The 15,827-nt window shown below is 72.4% G+C and carries 19 protein-coding genes; 7 read left to right on the top strand and 12 right to left on the bottom strand.

Going from position 1 to position 15,827, the window contains the following annotated elements; all coding sequences use genetic code 11:
- Positions 1–133: 133 nt before the first annotated feature.
- From ACGFIW_RS14805 to ACGFIW_RS14790, 4 genes are all read right to left on the bottom strand, one after another.
- The gene (locus ACGFIW_RS14805; RefSeq protein WP_393314838.1) at positions 134–1,093 is read right to left on the bottom strand and encodes an asparaginase; all 960 of its coding nucleotides are present in this window, start codon (positions 1,091–1,093) and stop codon (positions 134–136) included.
- Between the two features lie 94 nt (positions 1,094–1,187).
- Entirely contained in the window at positions 1,188–2,015 is an 828-nt protein-coding gene (locus ACGFIW_RS14800; protein ID WP_393314835.1) for a 3-keto-5-aminohexanoate cleavage protein, read from the bottom strand.
- A 23-nt stretch (positions 2,016–2,038) separates the two neighbouring features.
- Positions 2,039–3,151: a YgfZ/GcvT domain-containing protein gene (locus tag ACGFIW_RS14795; RefSeq protein WP_393314832.1), complete on the bottom strand. Its 1,113-nt coding sequence runs from the start codon at positions 3,149–3,151 to the stop codon at positions 2,039–2,041.
- Entirely contained in the window at positions 3,148–3,576 is a 429-nt protein-coding gene (locus ACGFIW_RS14790; RefSeq protein WP_393314829.1) for a Fur family transcriptional regulator, read from the bottom strand. The genes ACGFIW_RS14795 and ACGFIW_RS14790 overlap by 4 nt, the downstream gene beginning before the upstream one ends.
- A 69-nt stretch (positions 3,577–3,645) precedes the next feature.
- On the opposite strand from ACGFIW_RS14790, the gene ACGFIW_RS14785 reads away from it, so the two are divergent.
- Positions 3,646–4,524 (top strand): aminotransferase class IV, encoded by an 879-nt coding sequence (locus ACGFIW_RS14785; RefSeq protein WP_393314826.1) that lies wholly within the window; start codon positions 3,646–3,648, stop codon positions 4,522–4,524.
- On the opposite strand, the gene ACGFIW_RS14780 is transcribed toward ACGFIW_RS14785, so the two are convergent.
- On the bottom strand, positions 4,525–5,112 hold the full coding sequence (locus ACGFIW_RS14780) for an FABP family protein (RefSeq protein ID WP_393314823.1): 588 nt from the start codon (positions 5,110–5,112) through the stop codon (positions 4,525–4,527).
- Between the two features lie 55 nt (positions 5,113–5,167).
- Positions 5,168–5,272, bottom strand: a complete 105-nt coding sequence (gene mtfM / locus ACGFIW_RS14775) for a small membrane protein MtfM (RefSeq protein ID WP_030327764.1) — start codon at positions 5,270–5,272, stop codon at positions 5,168–5,170.
- A gap of 12 nt (positions 5,273–5,284) precedes the next feature.
- Here mtfM and ACGFIW_RS14770 point away from each other — a divergent pair, with 12 nt between their 5' ends.
- The 3 genes from ACGFIW_RS14770 to ACGFIW_RS14760 all read left to right on the top strand — a co-directional run bounded on the left by ACGFIW_RS14770 (position 5,285) and on the right by ACGFIW_RS14760 (position 8,169).
- Entirely contained in the window at positions 5,285–5,659 is a 375-nt protein-coding gene (locus tag ACGFIW_RS14770; protein WP_204942287.1) for a DsrE family protein, read from the top strand.
- 78 nt (positions 5,660–5,737) lie between these two features.
- Positions 5,738–6,118 (top strand): SCP2 sterol-binding domain-containing protein, encoded by a 381-nt coding sequence (locus ACGFIW_RS14765; protein WP_393314820.1) that lies wholly within the window; start codon positions 5,738–5,740, stop codon positions 6,116–6,118.
- Positions 6,115–8,169 (top strand): glycogen debranching N-terminal domain-containing protein, encoded by a 2,055-nt coding sequence (locus tag ACGFIW_RS14760; RefSeq protein ID WP_393314818.1) that lies wholly within the window; start codon positions 6,115–6,117, stop codon positions 8,167–8,169. Before ACGFIW_RS14765 ends, ACGFIW_RS14760 begins: the two co-directional genes overlap by 4 nt.
- A 19-nt stretch (positions 8,170–8,188) precedes the next feature.
- On the opposite strand, the gene ACGFIW_RS14755 is transcribed toward ACGFIW_RS14760, so the two are convergent.
- The 6 genes from ACGFIW_RS14755 to ACGFIW_RS14730 form a co-directional block, all read right to left on the bottom strand.
- Positions 8,189–9,052, bottom strand: a complete 864-nt coding sequence (locus tag ACGFIW_RS14755; RefSeq protein ID WP_393314815.1) for a hypothetical protein — start codon at positions 9,050–9,052, stop codon at positions 8,189–8,191.
- A gap of 198 nt (positions 9,053–9,250) precedes the next feature.
- Positions 9,251–9,571 (bottom strand): DUF1416 domain-containing protein, encoded by a 321-nt coding sequence (locus ACGFIW_RS14750; protein WP_393244216.1) that lies wholly within the window; start codon positions 9,569–9,571, stop codon positions 9,251–9,253.
- 2 nt (positions 9,572–9,573) lie between these two features.
- Positions 9,574–10,422: a sulfurtransferase gene (locus tag ACGFIW_RS14745; protein WP_393314812.1), complete on the bottom strand. Its 849-nt coding sequence runs from the start codon at positions 10,420–10,422 to the stop codon at positions 9,574–9,576.
- Positions 10,423–10,625: 203 nt separating this feature from the next.
- Positions 10,626–10,703 carry an Ms5788A family Cys-rich leader peptide gene (locus ACGFIW_RS14740; protein ID WP_310503780.1) on the bottom strand — a complete coding sequence of 26 codons (78 nt, stop codon included), beginning with the start codon at positions 10,701–10,703 and terminating at the stop codon, positions 10,626–10,628.
- Positions 10,704–10,795: 92 nt separating this feature from the next.
- The gene (locus tag ACGFIW_RS14735) at positions 10,796–11,584 is read right to left on the bottom strand and encodes a DUF2993 domain-containing protein (protein ID WP_393314809.1); all 789 of its coding nucleotides are present in this window, start codon (positions 11,582–11,584) and stop codon (positions 10,796–10,798) included.
- 102 nt (positions 11,585–11,686) lie between these two features.
- Positions 11,687–12,745 carry a hypothetical protein gene (locus tag ACGFIW_RS14730; protein WP_393314806.1) on the bottom strand — a complete coding sequence of 353 codons (1,059 nt, stop codon included), beginning with the start codon at positions 12,743–12,745 and terminating at the stop codon, positions 11,687–11,689.
- Between the two features lie 242 nt (positions 12,746–12,987).
- On the opposite strand from ACGFIW_RS14730, the gene ACGFIW_RS14725 reads away from it, so the two are divergent.
- From ACGFIW_RS14725 to mshD, 3 genes are all read left to right on the top strand, one after another.
- Positions 12,988–13,707 carry a winged-helix domain-containing protein gene (locus ACGFIW_RS14725; RefSeq protein WP_393314803.1) on the top strand — a complete coding sequence of 240 codons (720 nt, stop codon included), beginning with the start codon at positions 12,988–12,990 and terminating at the stop codon, positions 13,705–13,707.
- A gap of 154 nt (positions 13,708–13,861) precedes the next feature.
- Entirely contained in the window at positions 13,862–14,725 is an 864-nt protein-coding gene (locus tag ACGFIW_RS14720) for a polysaccharide deacetylase family protein (RefSeq protein WP_393314800.1), read from the top strand.
- Between the two features lie 60 nt (positions 14,726–14,785).
- A complete protein-coding gene (mshD, locus tag ACGFIW_RS14715; protein WP_393314797.1) occupies positions 14,786–15,712 on the top strand; it encodes a mycothiol synthase in 927 nt (308 codons plus the stop codon).
- Positions 15,713–15,827: the final 115 nt, after the last annotated feature.

Raw genomic sequence — 15,827 nt, 5'->3', positions numbered from 1 at the left:
CCCCGCCCAGGATCCGCGCAACATCAGGGATGTTGCTGCCTCCCGCACGCCGCAGGCAGCAACATCAGGGAAAGTTGCTCGGATCTTGGGCGGGGTGGGGTGCGGGGGGTGGGGTGCGGGGGTCAGGCGGCGGTCACCAGAGCGGGCGGACCGCGCCGACCGGGACCCCGCCGCCGAAGAGCGGCACCTCCGCATACTCGGTCAGCACCGGCGCATCCACGCCGAGCCGGCGCAGCGCGGAGACCAACACCGGCATCCGGGCGCGGTCGGCGCCGTCGTCGATCTTCAGGGCGACGGCGCCGACGCCCGGTAGCGCCACCGCGAACACGCCCTCGGCACCGATCTTGGCCAGTAGGCCCGGGACACCGCGCATCAGCCGGGTGTCGTCGGCCTGGGTGCCACCGACGATCTCCGGGTACGCGCGCATGGCATCGGCCACCGCGCGCGGCGCCGAGCCGGGCTCGGCGTCGACAAGCCGGAGGTACGCCCCGGCAAGGCCGGTCAGCGACACGGCGAGCACCGGCGCGCCGCAACCGTCCACGCCGACCGCGGCCGCCTGCTCGCCGGTGAACTCCTCGATGGCCGCCCGCAACCGCTGCTGCAACGGGTGCTCCGGCCGCCAGTAGCCCTCCCGCGGCCAACCGGCGGCGGCACAGGTCAACAGCATCCCGCTGTGCTTGCCGGAGCAGTTCATCTGCACCCTGCTCGGGCCGCCACCGGCGCGCAGCACCGCCTGCCGGGCGGCCGCGCCCGCCGGCAGGTCCGGCGGGCAGTGCAACGCTTCCGCGTCCAGCCCGGCGCGCTCCAGCAGCGCACCGACCCGGGCCAGGTGGAAGTCCTCACCCGCATGGCTCGCCGACACCAGGGCCAGGTCGGCCGGGTCGGTGAACGTCAGACCGGCCCGAAGCATCCCGATCGCCTGCATCGGCTTGCTGGCCGACCGGGGAAAGACCGGCGAGTGCACGTCCCCGGCGGCGGCCACCGGCACACCGGCGGCGTCGAGCACCACCACCGAGCCGCGGTGCGCACCCTCCACGAACCCGGACCGGACCACCTCGGCGAGCGGCGCGCCGCCCTCGTACGTCTTCGTCACGCGCTGGACGGTACCGACGGTCCTGGGGTGCCCGTCGGCGGGGTGACCAGGTCGTCCATCGCTCGGGTGACAGGGGCGTGGGACGTGCCCGTCCTTACAGGCCGAGCAGCTCGCGGGCCTCGGTGGTGGTCAGCGGCGGGCGCTGGGCGAGCTGGGCGAAACCGACAGCGCGGGCGACCAACTGCATGTTGGACTCCACCGGGCGGCCCTTCGCGTACGTCACGGTGTCCTCCATACCGACGCGCAGGTGCCCGCCCGTCGACAGCGCGGCCAGCAGCACCGGAATCGTGCTGCGGCCGATGCCGGTGGCCGAGAAGGTGGTGCCCTCGGGCAGGTCGCGCAGCATCCGATGGGCGGCGACGAGCGTCTCGGTGGTGCCCGGCATGCCGCCGGGAACCCCCATCACGAAGTCGACGTGCACGTGCCCGCCGGCCGGCAGCCCGTACTTGCCGAGCAGCCGCTGCAACGCGGACAGGTGGCCGAGGTCGAAGATCTCGTACTCCGGAACGATCCCGCGCTCCTGCATCCGGGTGTGCAGGTCGACGATGAACTCCCAGCGGTTGAGGAAGACGTCGTCGCCGAAGTTGACGGTGCCCATGGTGCAGGAGGCCATGTCCGGTCCGGCGTCGAGCACGGCCAGCCGGGCGGCCTCCGGGTCGGTCACCGCACCCCCGGAGGAGAGCTGCACGATCAGGCCGGTGCTGTCCCGCAGGGCCGCCACCGTGTCGGCCAGACGCACCGGATCCAACGACGGCCGGGCCTCGTCGTCGCGGATGTGGACGTGGATCACGGCGGCGCCGAGCGCCTCGCACTCCTTGGCGGTGAGCAGCAGCTCGTCGAGGGTCACCGGCAGCGCCGGCACCTCCGCCTTGGCCGACTCCGCGCCGGTCGGGGCCACCGTGATCAACGTCCCTGTCGTCATGCCGGCGATCCTAGACGGCCCGCTCAGGAGGGGTCGATCGCCGCCGCGGTCTCCCCGATCAGCAGCGCGGCGTCGTCCGGGACGTTCCGCTTCAACACGGCGAGAGCGACCTGACCCAGCTCGTGGTGCAACACGGCGGTGCCGACGAAGCCCACCGCCCGGCCGTCGAGGGTCACCGGCGTACCGGCGGTCGGCGGCTGGTCGGTGGTCACCCCGTCCAGATGCAGCAGTACGAGGCGACGCGGCGGCCGGCCCATGTTGTGCACCCGGGCCACCGTCTCCTGCCCCCGGTAACAACCCTTGTCCAGGTGCACCGCCGGGCCGATCAGATCCACCTCGGCCGGAATTGTCCGGTGGTCGGTGTCCACCCCGACCCGGGGCTGCCGGGCGGCCACCCGGATCGCCTCGTACGCCCACAGGCCCGCGACCGGCACACCCGCGCCGCGCAGCTCCGCCACCACCTGGTCCATCGCCTGGCGCGGCACCAACAGGTCCACCCCGAGCAGGCCCCGTCGGGCCCAGCCGCCGATCGGCAGCGGTTTGACGTCGTACCGGATGCTCGCCCGTGGTGGCACGGCACCGGCGGCGAACTTCGGGCCGGGCACCGCGACCACGTCCGGTGCGGCCAGCCCGGTCACGCCGAGCGTGGCCAGCGCCTCCGTCGCCGCCGGCCCGACAAGCGACAGCAGCGCCCGTTCGGCTGTCGCGTCGCGCGGGTCGACCCGGCTGAAGAACCGCATCTTCTCCAGGTAGGTCAGCAGGCCCTCGGTCGCACCCGGCTCGGTGTCCAGCCAGGCGGTCTCGCCGTCCTCCGCGACGAGGGCGTGCTGCTCGACGTGGCCGTGCGGGGAGAGCACCAGCAGCTCGGTGCCCTCACCGGCGGACAGCGTCGTCAGGTGCTGCGAGGTGATCGTGTGCAACCAGCCGGCGCGCTCCTCGCCGGGCACCGCGATGACCCCCCGGTGCGACCTGTCGACCAGGCCGACCTCGGTGTCGAGGGTGCGCTGCTCGCGCAGCGGGTCGCCGTAGTGCGCGGCCACCCCCCGCACCCCGGCCGCGACGTGCGCCGGATCCGGCTGGTCGCGGCTGGCCTCGTCGATGCTCTCGACGGCCACCGCACCCGCGATGTCGATCATTTGTTGTCCCCGTTCTCGCAGCGTGCGCAGACGCCGAAGAGTGACACGTGCCCGATATCCACCCGGAACCCGCGCTGCGCGGCCAACTCGTCGGCGAGTGGGCGGAGCAGCAGCGGATCGATCTCGTCGATCGCCCCACACTCCCGGCAGACCAGGTGGACGTGCTGGTGCTCACCCGCGGCGTGATAGGTCGGTGAGCCGTGCGACAGGTGGGTGTGGGTGACCAGGCCGAGCCGTTCCAGCAGCTCCAGCGTGCGGTAGATGGTGGTGATGTTGACGCCGGCGGCGACCTCCCGGACCGCGGTGTGCACCTGCTCCGGTGTGGCATGGCCCAGATCGAGCACCGCCTGGAGGACGAGCTGCCGCTGGGCCGTCAGCCGCAGCCCACGGGCCCGCAGCATTTCCGCGAGGGAGGATTCGGACACCGTCCGATCATAGTTCGGCCACCGTGCCGGCCGGTGCACCGCGATCGACCGCCGCTACGCTCGACAGCCATGGTGACGTCGCCCACCGGCAAGGCCGCGGCCCCGCCGACCGCGCGAATCGCCGTCCTCGGGCGCGGCCCGGTGGCGGCCGGCGATCCGGTGCTCCGCGGTGACGACCTCGGCGTCCTCCGTGGCGACGGCCTCTTCGAGACCATGCACCTGCGTCAGGGCCGGCCGTGGCTACGCGACGAACACCTGGCCCGCCTGGTCGCGGCGGCCGACGCCGTCGAACTGGCCGTGCCGCCCACCGCGGCGTTGATCGACCTGCTCGACGAGGTACGCGCAGGCTGGCCAGCGGCCGTGGAAGGGGCACTTCGGCTGGTCTGCACACGAGGCCCGGAGGGCGGCGGACCGCCGACGGTCTACGCCACGCTGGCCGAGGTGCCGGCGACCTCCCGGGCAGCCCGCCGAGACGGGATCCGGGTGGCCACCCTGCCGCTCGGGGTGCCCGCCGACGCCCGCAACGGGCTGAGCTGGCTGCCGGCCGGGATCAAATCCACGTCGTACGCGGTCAACAGCGCCGCCCGCCGCTGGGCCACCCGGGCCGGGGTGGACGACGTGCTGTGGGTCTCCTCCGACGGGTACGCCCTGGAGGGCCCCTGGGCCAACGTGGTGTGGCTCACCGACGACACACTCTGCACGGTGCCGGCCGCCACCACCGGCATCCTCGCCGGCACGACAGTCGCCTGGCTGCTCGCCCACGCCGGAGAGCTGGGCCTGAGCGCCGCCGAGCGGATGGTCACCACCGCCGAGCTACACGCGGCGGACGGCGTGTGGTTCACCTCGTCCGTGCGCGGTGCCGTCGAGGTCCACACGCTGGACGGGGTGCGCCGGGACCGTTGCCCGCGCACCCCCGCCCTACAGTCCCTGCTGGGTTACCCCGTCTAGTCAGCCGCCGACCCGGACGAGCCGGGCGGAGAGGTGCGGGCTGAGCCCGTGCCCCATCGCCGCCATCTCCTGGGCGTAGAGCAGCGCGCCCTCGACGATGCCGAAGAGCCGCTTACCGCCGGTGACCTCCTTGGCGGTCGGAGTGCGGACCACCGCGTCGGTGGCGAACTCCACCTGCGTGCCGGTGCGCTTGCCCAGGTGCAGCTCCATCACCCCGGTCGGCGTGGTCAGCAGCACCTCCAGCTCGTCGGTCGCCCGACCGTCCACCAACACCGGTCGCCACCAGCCGATCTCACGACCGGCCGGACGGACCGGCCTGCTCTGCTCGTCCAGGATCCAGGCACGGGACTCGTAGTGCAGGAACGGTCGGCCGTCGTGGCTGATCCGGATCTCCTGCGCGTAGTCGAAATCCTCGATGGTGGGGAAACCACCCTTGCCCCGGCCACGCCACAGACCGACGTAGGGCAACAGGCCGTCCAGCGCGGGATGCAGCTTCGGCCCGACCCGCAGGTCGTGACTCTCCTCGAACGGGTACTCCTCGACCGGCGGCGCGTTCAGCCACGGCGGCTGCAGCGGGTTCTCGCTCACAGGGCCACCTTCGTTCGCGACTGCGGGGCTCGCAGACCCGGCTCACTCCTCGCGCTCACCAGCGTCCTCTCGAAATGCGTACGGCAAGGTAGACCAGGCCACCGGCGAGCCCGCCCAGGCCAGCGACCAACAGGCTGACAAACCCGATCTCGGTAACCATCCCGACCATCCTATGCTGGGCCACATGGCCCGCACTCTCGTCGTCAAGGTCACCGCGGGGGCGGACGCCCCGGAGCGGTGCGCACAGGCATTCACGGTCGCCGCGACGGCCGTCGCGGCCGGGGTGGACGTGTCGCTCTGGTTGACCGGTGAGTCGACCTGGTTCGCCCTGCCCGGTCGTGCACAACAGTTCGAGCTGCCGCACTCCGCACCGCTGGCCGAGTTGTTGCACGTCATCCTGACCAGCGGCCGGGTGACCGCCTGCACCCAGTGCGCGGCCCGACGGGAGATCGGCCCGGACGACGTCCTGCCCGGGGTCCGGATCGCGGGTGCCGCGGTCTTCGTCGAGGAGGCGATGGCCGAGGGGGCGCAGGCGCTCGTCTACTGACCAGCGGACGCGGTCCGTCGATTCGAGCGGAGTGCCGATACCGACCCGACAACTCGGGCGGCTGCCTACGATTCGGATGTGACCGAGGCGACGGAGAGGTTCTTCGAAGCACTGCCGTCGCGCGCCCCCGACATCCTGGGCGGCCTGGCCGACGGGACCCTGCAGATCGACCTCGGCGACGACCACCGGACCGAGCACTGGCTGGTCCGGATGCGGCCCGGGTCGGTGCAGGTCAACCGCGGGCGTGGGCCGGCCGACGCGATCTGGTACAGCAGCGCCGCGCTCTTCGACCGGCTGATCGCCGGTGAGGCCCAGGGTGTCGCCGCGGTGCTGCGCAACGAGAGCACGTTCAGCGGCAACGTGGTGCTCTTCCTCGCCTTCCGGCGGTTCTTCCCGAACCCGCCCGGCACCCGCGACCCCCGCGAAACGGCGCGCCGAGCAGCCGGACGGCTGGCGTGAAGGAACTCGTCAGCATCCTGGACGGCAACACCTTCCTGGTCAGTGACCGGCGGGGAGACATCGAACCGTCCTACGACTTCCCCACCGGGCTGTTCTCCTTCGACACCCGGTTCCTGTCCACCTGGGTGCTCACCCTGGACGGCGAACGCCTGCACGCCCTCTCCGTCGACGACACCGAGTCGTACCGCACCAAGTTCTTCCTCGCCCCCGGGGAACCCACGCACTATCTGGACGCGAAGGCGTCGGTGATCCGCAGCCGGGCGATCGTGGGCAGCTTCGAGGAGGAGCTGACCGTGCTGAACCACCTCGGCGCGGAGTCCGAGTGCACCATCCGCATCGAGGTGGGAGCCGACTTCGCCGACCTGTTCGAGATCAAGAATTCTCGGCAGAAGCGGGGCCGGACCACCGTCTCGGTCGCCGAGAACGAGCTGCGGCTGACGTACCGGCGGGAGGCGTTCCACCGGGAGATGGTGGTCACCACGAGCACGCCCGCGCAGGTCGACGCCACCGGAATGACCTTTCAGGTCCGGATCGCCCGCAACAGCGCGTGGACCACCCGACTGCACGTGTCCAGCGTCGTCTACGGGGCGCGTGGCCAGGACATCCGGGCCACCCTGCCGTACGGGGGCAGCCGCAACGCGGACGCCATCCGGGCCGAGCAGCAGGAGCTGATCGACCGGGCGCCGAAGCTCGGGTGTGACTGCGAGCCGTTGGCCGGGGCGTACCGGCGCAGCCTCAACGACCTGGCCGCCCTGCGCTACGAGTCGATCGCCCTGGGCGTGCGGCTGATCGCCGCGGGACTGCCCTGGTTCATGACCCTGTTCGGCCGGGACAGCATCATCACCTCACTACAGGTGCTGCCGTTCCTGCCGGAGCTGGTCCCGCCGACCATCCTGATGCTGGCCGGACTACAGGGGCACCGGGTGGACGACTTCCGGGACGAGGAGCCCGGCAAGATCCTGCACGAGCTGCGGTACGGGGAGACCGCCGGCTTCGAGGAGCAGCCACACTCGCCGTACTACGGGTCGGCCGACTCGACGCCGCTGTTCGTCATCCTGGTCGACGAGTACGAGCGTTGGACGGGTGACTCCACGCTGGTACGCCGGCTGGAGCCGCAGGTCCGCGCGGCGTTGCAGTGGATCGACACCTACGGGGACCTGCTCGGCACCGGCTACCTCTGGTATCAGACCCGCAACCCGGAGACCGGCCTACAGAACCAGTGCTGGAAGGACTCCTGGGACGCCATCTCGTACGCCGACGGCCAACTGCCCGACTTCCCCCGGGCCACCTGCGAGTTGCAGGGGTATGCGTACGACGCGAAGATCCGGGCGGCCCGGCTGGCCCGGACGTTCTGGAACGACCCGGAGTACGCCGACGAGTTGGAGCGGCAGGCCGCCGATCTCAAACGGCGGTTCGACCGTGACTTCTGGATCGCCGACCGCGAGTACTACGCGCTCGCGTTGGACGCCGACGGCCGGCAGGTGGACGCGCTGACCTCGAACATCGGGCACCTGCTGTGGAGCGGCATCGTGGACGAGTCGCGTGCCGGCAAGGTGGTCGAGCACCTGCTCGGGCCACGTCTGTTCTCCGGCTGGGGGGTGCGGACGCTCGCCGCGGACCAGGGGCGCTACAACCCGATCGGCTACCACGTGGGCACGGTGTGGCCGTTCGACAACTCGATCATCGCCTGGGGGTTGTGGCGGTACGGATTCCGGGAGGAGGCCGGCAGGCTCTGCGACACGATGCTGGCGGCGTCCCGGTACTTCGAGGGGCGGCTGCCGGAGGCGTTCGCCGGCTACGCCCGGGACCTCACCGACTACCCGGTGGAGTACCCGACCGCGTGCAGCCCCCAGGCTTGGTCGACCGGCACCCCGCTGCTGTTGCTGCGGGTGATGCTGGGGTTGGAGCCGCAGGGCGAGCACCTGATCATCGACCCGGCCGTGCCACCGGGGATGGGTCGGGTCGAGCTGCTGGACATCCCCGGCCGCTGGGGCATGGTCGACGCGTTGGGCCGCAGCCGTGACCCGGAGGACCAGCCGGACGGCGGCTGACCGGGGCGGGCTGCCCGGCTCAGCTCGGGCAGCCGACGGTGGCGGCCAGCCGGGTGGCGTCCGGCGCGAGGTCGGCGAGCACCGTGACCGGGCCGGCGCGGTACGCGTACACCGGGGGTTGGTCCAGCAGTGGGGCGTTGCCGGCCAGCGGGGCGAGGGCGTCCTTCGACGCGGCCTGGCCGGGACCGCCCGCGGACCGTGCGGTGCGGGCCAAACCACCGCCCGGGCAGGGCGCGGTGACCAGCTCCGGCGCGGCGTCGCCGGGCCGGCCGAGCGCCGTCAGCGCGGCGGTCAGGGCTGCGGCTTCCGGGCCGGCAGCGGGAGTCTGGGCTGACCGGTAGCCGGAGCCGACCGGCCGGCAACCGGTGTCGACGAGCAACAGCACCCGGCCGTCCACGGTCGGCCGTCCCTTGACGGCCACGAACTCGCCGGCGTCGGCGTGCAGCTCGGGGCCGTCCAGCCCGGGGCCGACCCCGGCCCGCCAACCGGCCGGCAGCCGATCGGCGATGCCGGCAAGGACGGCCTGCTCGCTGCCGGTGGGCGCGAGCACGCCGACCTCGCGTCGCAGCCTCGCCCCGTCGGCGAACGGGGTGACCCGACAGCCGGACACGATCCGCGGCGGGCTCAGCTCCAGCAGCCCGCCCACGCCGGCCGCCCGGGAAAGCTCCCCGACCGCCCGGTCGACCACCGGACCGGCCTGGTCCAGGGAACGCTGCTCGCGCACGGTGGGTGGGTCCTCGCGGACCGACATCCAGGTGAGCAGGGCCAACAGCACGGCCCAGGCCACGGTCGCGGCCAGGAGCCAACGCCGCCACGACCGGGCGGGTGCCGGCGCGGCGGGACCGGCCGAGGAGGCCCAACCCGTCTGGACAGCACCGCTCACCCGGCCATGGTGTCACGCCTGCGCCGCCGCCCTGGCGGCGGAGGGCCGGGAGGAGTGGCGCAGGGCGGTACGCGACGCTCCGGGCATCGCCGCTCGGGCACCGGGGGAGCTGGAATACAGGGCTGACGCCGCGGGGAAACGACGACCGGGGCCGGTCACCCGTGTGGGTGACCGGCCCCGGTCGATCAGAGCGGTGGGTCAGGCGACGGTGACGGCAACCTCGTTGACGCCCCGACCGGCGGTGATGGCGGTGTCGCCGTTGCCGTGCCGGGACAGTGCGCGCAGCGTCCAGGAACCCGGCGCGGCGAAGAACCGGAACTGACCGGCGGCCGAGGTCACCACCTCGGCGGTGAACTCGCCGGTCGAGTCGAGCAGCCGGACGTACGCGCCCGGAACCGGCTCGTCCTCGGCGGAGCGGACGATGCCGGTGATGACGGTTTCCTTCTCCAGGTCCAGGCTGGCGGGCAGCGGCGCGGCCTGGTCAGGTGCGGCGCACCCGGCGGCGGTGGGCAGGGTCATGATCACGCCTCCCCGGGTTCGTCGCCGAGCGCGACCGGCACGCCGACCAGCGAGCCGTACTCGGTCCAGGAGCCGTCGTAGTTCTTGACGTTGCGGTGACCCAGCAGCTCCTGGAGCACGAACCAGGTGTGCGAGGAGCGCTCGCCGATGCGGCAGTAGGCGATGGTCTCCTTGCCGTCGTCGAGGCCCGCGTCGCCGTAGATCCGGCGCAGTTCGTCGTCGGACCGGAAGGTGCCGTCCTCGTTGGCCGCCTTGGACCACGGGACGCTGATCGCGGTGGGGATGTGGCCGGCCCGCTGCGCCTGCTCCTGGGGCAGGTGGGCGGGGGCGAGCAGGCGGCCGGCGAACTCGTCGGGGCTGCGCACGTCGACCAGGTTCTTGGTGCCGATCGCGGCGACGACCTCGTCGCGGAAGGCCCGGATGGAGGTGTCCGGCTCCTGCGCGACGTACTGCGTCGCCGGGCGGGCCGCCGTCTCGGTGACCAGCGGGCGGGCATCCAGCTCCCACTTCTTGCGACCGCCGTCGAGCAGCTTCACGTCGCGGTGGCCGTAGAGCTTGAAGTACCAGTACGCGTACGCGGCGAACCAGTTGTTGTTGCCGCCGTAGAGGATGACGGTGTCGTCGTTGCTGATGCCCCGCTCGGAGAGCAGCGCCTCGAACTGGGTCTTGTTGACGAAGTCCCGGCGGACCTGGTCCTGCAGGTCGGTCTTCCAGTCGATCTTGACGGCGCCGGCGATGTGGCCGGTGTCGTAGGCCGAGGTGTCCTCGTCGACCTCGACGAAGACGACGCCCGGGGCGTCGAGGTTCTTCTCGGCCCACTCGGCCGAAACGAGTGCGGTGTCGCGACTCATCGAATCACTCCCTGGTGAGGATGGATGGTGAGCCAACGCGCGAGATGGATGGGTGTAACTGTCGCACCACGCGCGGACCCAGCGGAAGGATGGATCACGGGTTCGTGCGACGGCGCCGCTGCCGGGCGTTCGGTGGGTTTACCGGAGGGTGCGAGAACCCTTTGCCGGTGGCCGCCGTCAGGCGGCCGGAGACAGCCCCGCCGTCAGATGACGGGGCGACACAGGCAGGTGGCCACGCGGCACAGGTCGACCGCGCGCCGTTTGGTGAGGTGGGTCCCCATGAGCAGGGAGCCTACCAGCCAGTGACAGTGCTGCCACTGAGCCGACCACCATCCGGGAACGACCCGGGCCGGCGTCCGGCCCGGGTCGCGACTCAGCTGGCCGAATTGATCGGTACGTTCTTCGCGTCGGCGGTGACCGCCAGCCCCTCCGGCAGCGGGCGGACCTCCCGGACGGCGAGCTGGAACGGCAGGTCGGGCAGGGGCACATCGATGGAGATGCTCTTGGCGTAGTTGCTCACGAGGGCCCGGGCCAACGGCAGGTTCGGCAGGCCCGCGGCGTCCAACTCGTTGAAACGCAGGGCGACCGCGCCGTTGTCGGCGACCGTGACGTCGGCGGTGCCGCTGACCGTGAGCTTCTGACCGAGGATGTCGACCGGGGCCGTGACGGCGAGCTTGCCGTTCTGCTCGCCGAGGGTGAGGCCGGGCCGCTTCAGCAGCGCGGCAAGACTCTCGTAGCTGATCGTGCCCGTGCCCTTGACGGTGTCCGCCACGACGTCACCCTGGCCGCTGCGCAGGGTGTCCAGTGCGGCCCGCACGTTGCGAGCGTCCACGTTGAGCACCGGCAGCAGCACGGTGTCGCCCTCGACCGGGGCCTGCACGTCCCGCAGCTTGATCGAGATCCGCTCATAGCGGCCGTCGAGCACCTGGGTGAGGAACGGGACTCCGGCGACCTCCACGTCCGGCTTGGTGGACTGCGCGCCCTGCTTGGCGACCTCCTGCTGGACGCGGTCACCGATCATCCGCTCGGCGACCCCGACCGCCACCCGGTCGGCGACCACCAGCAACCCGGCCAGCAGCAGGAGCAGCACGAACAGCCCGATGAGCAGCTTGCGGCCACGGCGTCGGGGTCGCGCCTCGTCCACCGGATAGTCCTGCGCCACGCCGCCTCCTGTCTCCGCCCGCCGAGCTGGCGGGTCGTCCGTGCCGGTGCCGCAGCGCGGCGCACCCATAGGTACCCGACCGACTCCGGGCTCAACCGTGACTCAGAGGAACAGCATGCACATGGCGTACGCGGCAGGCGCCGCGAGGGCGAACCCGCCGAGCGGACCCTGCATGTGCCGAGCCACCCACATGGTGGGCGTCTCGCCGGCCATCAGCCGGCCCGCCTCCGCGTACCCCACGGCGAGATCGGAGAGGACGGCGGTGACCGCCGCGACCAGGCCGATCACGGCGGCCCGGGTCGGCGTGAAGGGAGCCACCAGGTAGCTGCCCAGCAGCGCGCTGGTGAGCGTGCCGACCATCGCGCCGGCGACCACACCGGCGGCGCCCCGCGGCACCTGGGGAGCCAGCCGGGGCCAGGGCAGCACGGCATCGGTCAACCGGGCGACGGTCAGCGCGACACCGCTCGCCGTCAGGCAGACGGTGATCGCCTGGGTGCCGGCCGGAATCCGGCTGAGCACGATCAGGGTGCCGAAGGCCACCACCCCGACCACGATGAGCAGCGTGGCGCCGAGCGAGTCGGTGACCCGGACCCGGTCGACCCGCCGGACCAACTGGCCGAGCACCGCGGCGAGGAACCCACCGGCGGCCAGGTAGCCCAGCGGCGCCAGGCCGGCGACGTCGGTCTGCACCGCGGCGATGTCGACGAGCGCCGCGACCGCGGCGCTGATCCCGGCGACCACCAGCAGCGCCGGCGGTCGCATCGCCATGGTCCAGGCGAGCACGAACAACAACTGGACGCCGAAGATGATGAAGGCGAACGGCAGGCGGTGACCGGGCCCGGACGTCTGCGCGCCGAGCACCAGACCGACACCGAGCAACGCGGCGAAGCCGGCGATGGTCACCGCCAACTGGCGTCGCACGTCGACCGGGGGTACGACCTCCTCCTCCGGCTCGTCGACCTCGTCCTCGGAGCGGCGAGCCGGCTCACCGGCGCGACGGGCACGCCGGGGCTTGCCCCGCTCACGGCGTTCGCCATCGGTGGTGGCCGGGCCGGTACGCGGCGCGGGCGGGTGGCCGCGGGACGGTGTGGCGGCCGGACCCGGGTGGGGCCCGGCGGGCCACGATTCGCGGCCGGCCTCGGGCGACGTGGAGGGAAACACGACCCGATCGTGCCAGACCGACCGCCCGACGCGGTGGTTACGGGTTTCGGCAACGTTAAAACCTGAGCCACGATCAGGGGCAAGGTAGACAAACGGGAAATGGCCTGACGGCGCGGCCGAGGCGATCGGTTACGCTCAACCCGTTACCCCGCCCGTCAGCGACGCCGGGACCACGCAATTTCTCAGCGCACTCCCTCACGAGTGTGTCTGGTCGCGTGCGGCCGAGCGCCGCCGGGACGGAGGTGATCGTGGAAATCCTGTTGTTGGTGACCGCGCGTGCAGGTGAACCGTCGGCTGTGCTGCCGGCACTCGACCTGCTGCCGCACTCGGTGCGCACCGCGCCGCGCGATGTTCGCACCCTGGTCGCGGGCCCCAGCCCGGACGCGGTGCTGGTGGACGCCCGGTCGGAGCTGAGCGAGGCCCGCGCGACCTGCCGGATGCTGCACGCCACCGGGCTCGGCGTGCCGCTTGTCGCGGTGGTGACCGAGGCCGGCCTGATCGCACTCAACGCCGACTGGGGCGTCGACGACGTCATCCTCGCCTCGGCCGGCCCCGCCGAGGTCGAGGCACGGCTGCGGCTGGCGGTGGGCCGACTGAGCAACGCGACGGCTGGCGCGGGCGGCTCGATCCGGGCCGGCGAGCTGACCATCGACCCGGACACGTACGCGGCCAAGCTCAAGGGTCGCCCGCTCGACCTCACCTACAAGGAGTTCGAGCTGTTGAAGTTCCTGGCCCAGCACCCGGGCCGGGTGTTCACCCGCGACCAGCTCCTGCGCGAGGTCTGGGGCTACGACTACTTCGGCGGCACCCGCACCGTGGACGTGCACGTCCGGCGGTTGCGCGCCAAGCTCGGCTCGGAGTACGAGTCGATGATCGGCACCGTGCGCCAGGTCGGCTACAAGTTCGTCGTCCCGCCGTCGCGTTCGCTGTCCGAGGCGGAGCACGCGCCACTGCCCGTCTGATCAGCGAGTCGCCCCGGCCAATTTCCCATATGCCCTTTTTGCGCAGCTTGGCAGTCCTATTCTGACTGCCGGGTTTGTCGGAGAAAGGGGCGACCGTGCGCGCAGTGACCACGGGGGCGAAGGGCCGGCCTGACCGGCCAGCCGGGCAGACGCCGTGACGCGGGGCAACACGACCGTGCGGGCGGCGGGGATCGTGACGGTGGTGGTGGCCGCCCTGCTCGGCTCGGCGTACGCGCTGGGCCGCAGCCTGGTCCCCGACCAGGTCCCGGGGCATTCCACCGGGGCCACGACGAACGCCGACGGGCCGCACTACGCCGACCAGCCCGGCGGCGGCGAGCCGAGCGGCACCCCGAGTGCCAGCTCCGGCCCCGCCGAGACCGGTCAGGACGGCACGGGGCAGGACGCCGGCGGCGACAACCTGTTCGGCGCGCACGCCACCTCCGGCTCCCGACGGATCGCGCTGACGTTCGACGACGGGCCGGACCCGCGGTACACCCCGCAGGTCCTCGCCACGCTGCGCGAATTCGACGTGCGGGCCACGTTCTGCGTGGTCGGCGAGAACGCGCAGAACCACCCCGACCTGATCCAGGCGATCGTCGCCGAGGGACACACCCTGTGCAACCACTCGTGGCACCACGACGTCGGCCTGGGTGCCCGGTCGGCCGACGCCATCCGCTCCGACCTCCTGCGCACCAACGAGGCGATCCGGGCAGCGGCGCCGAACGCGCCTATCGTCTGGTACCGCCAGCCGGGCGGTGCCTGGACGTACCCCGTGGTGACGGTGGCCCGGCAACTCGGCATGACCCCGCTGCACTGGTCGGTGGACCCGTCGGATTGGGAACTCCCCGGCGCCAGCAAGATCACCGCGACCGTGTTGACCCAGGCCGCACCGGGTTCGGTGGTGCTGCTGCACGACGCCGGCGGCAACCGACAGGGCACGGTGGACGCGCTGCGCCAGATCCTGCCCGACCTGACCTCGCGGTTCGAGCTGGAGGCTCTGCCCACCGACCCGACCTGAGGCGCGGCTTTACGGCGACGGTCCGGGCGTTCCGAGACGCAGCGGGGATACGGTGACGGGATGAGCAGCGCGGAGCCGACCAGCGACCAGGTGACCCGGACCGACCGACTGGCACCGGCGGAGATCATCGACGTGTTGGCCCTTGCCAGTTCCGCGGGCGACACCGACGGCGCGGACCCGCTCGACGAGCACGTCCTGCTCCGCCTGCGCGACCCGGACGCCCCCGCCCTGCACCTGATCGCCCGCGCCGACGACGGCACCCTCACCGGGTACGCACACCTGGACACCACCGACCCGGTCGGCGGGATCGGGGTCGAGCTGGTGGTGCACCCCGCGTACCGGCGGCGGGGCACCGGTCGGGCGCTGGCCCGGGGCGTACTCGCCTCGGCCACCGGGCCGCTGCGGGCGTGGGCGCGCGGCGACCACCCGTCGGCCGCGGCGCTCGGTGTCGACCTCGGGTTCACCCGGGCCCGGGTGCTCTGGCAGTTGCGCCGGCCGCTGGCCGCCCCGCTGGGCGAGCCGCGTCTGCCCGACGGGGTGGTGCTGCGCGCGTTCCGACCCGGGGCGGACGACGGGGCCTGGCTGACCCTCAACTCACGCGCCTTCGCCGAGCACCCCGAGCAGGGGCGGTGGACCTCGGACGACCTGCGTGTCCGCCTCGCCGAGCCGTGGTTCGACCCGGACGGCTTCCTGCTCGCCGAGGAGACCGCGACCGGTCGACTGCTCGGCTTCCACTGGACCAAGGTGCACGAGCGCCCGGGGTCGGCCCGGATCGGTGAGGTGTACGTGCTGGGCGTGGAGCCGACCGCGCACGGTGGCGGGCTCGGGCGGGCCCTGACCACCGCCGGGCTCGCGTACCTGCGGGACAGACGGGGTCTGGACCGGGTGATGCTCTACGTGGACGAGTCGAACGCCGGGGCGGTCGCGCTCTACGAGCGGCTGGGCTTCGCCCGCTGGTCCGCGCACATCAACTACCACCTGGGCTGACCGTCGACCCGCTCCCCGGCCGATCACCGTGCGGTAACGGCCGGGCTTCGGCGGCATAACACCGAACCGGAAATATACCCATACATCCGACAGGTGCCTCCCGGTTCACTTAACG

The sequence above is a fragment of the Micromonospora sp. NPDC048935 genome, assembly GCF_043197875.1.
Lineage (GTDB): Bacteria > Actinomycetota > Actinomycetes > Mycobacteriales > Micromonosporaceae > Micromonospora.
This window is presented reverse-complemented; position numbering and strand designations above follow the sequence as displayed.

Bases quoted from the DNA above. Each gene is read 5' to 3' on its own strand.
- ACGFIW_RS14770 (WP_204942287.1), top strand. From the start codon at position 5,285: ATGCTGGGCCACATGGCCCGCACTCTCGTCGTCAAGGTCACCGCGGGG.
- mshD (WP_393314797.1), top strand. From the start codon at position 14,786: ATGAGCAGCGCGGAGCCGACCAGCGACCAGGTGACCCGGACCGACCGA.
- ACGFIW_RS14745 (WP_393314812.1), bottom strand. From the start codon at position 10,422: ATGAGTCGCGACACCGCACTCGTTTCGGCCGAGTGGGCCGAGAAGAAC.
- ACGFIW_RS14785 (WP_393314826.1), top strand. From the start codon at position 3,646: ATGGTGACGTCGCCCACCGGCAAGGCCGCGGCCCCGCCGACCGCGCGA.
- mtfM (WP_030327764.1), bottom strand. From the start codon at position 5,272: ATGGTTACCGAGATCGGGTTTGTCAGCCTGTTGGTCGCTGGCCTGGGC.
- ACGFIW_RS14800 (WP_393314835.1), bottom strand. From the start codon at position 2,015: ATGACGACAGGGACGTTGATCACGGTGGCCCCGACCGGCGCGGAGTCG.
- ACGFIW_RS14740 (WP_310503780.1), bottom strand. From the start codon at position 10,703: ATGGGGACCCACCTCACCAAACGGCGCGCGGTCGACCTGTGCCGCGTG.
- ACGFIW_RS14795 (WP_393314832.1), bottom strand. From the start codon at position 3,151: ATGATCGACATCGCGGGTGCGGTGGCCGTCGAGAGCATCGACGAGGCC.
- ACGFIW_RS14750 (WP_393244216.1), bottom strand. From the start codon at position 9,571: ATGACCCTGCCCACCGCCGCCGGGTGCGCCGCACCTGACCAGGCCGCG.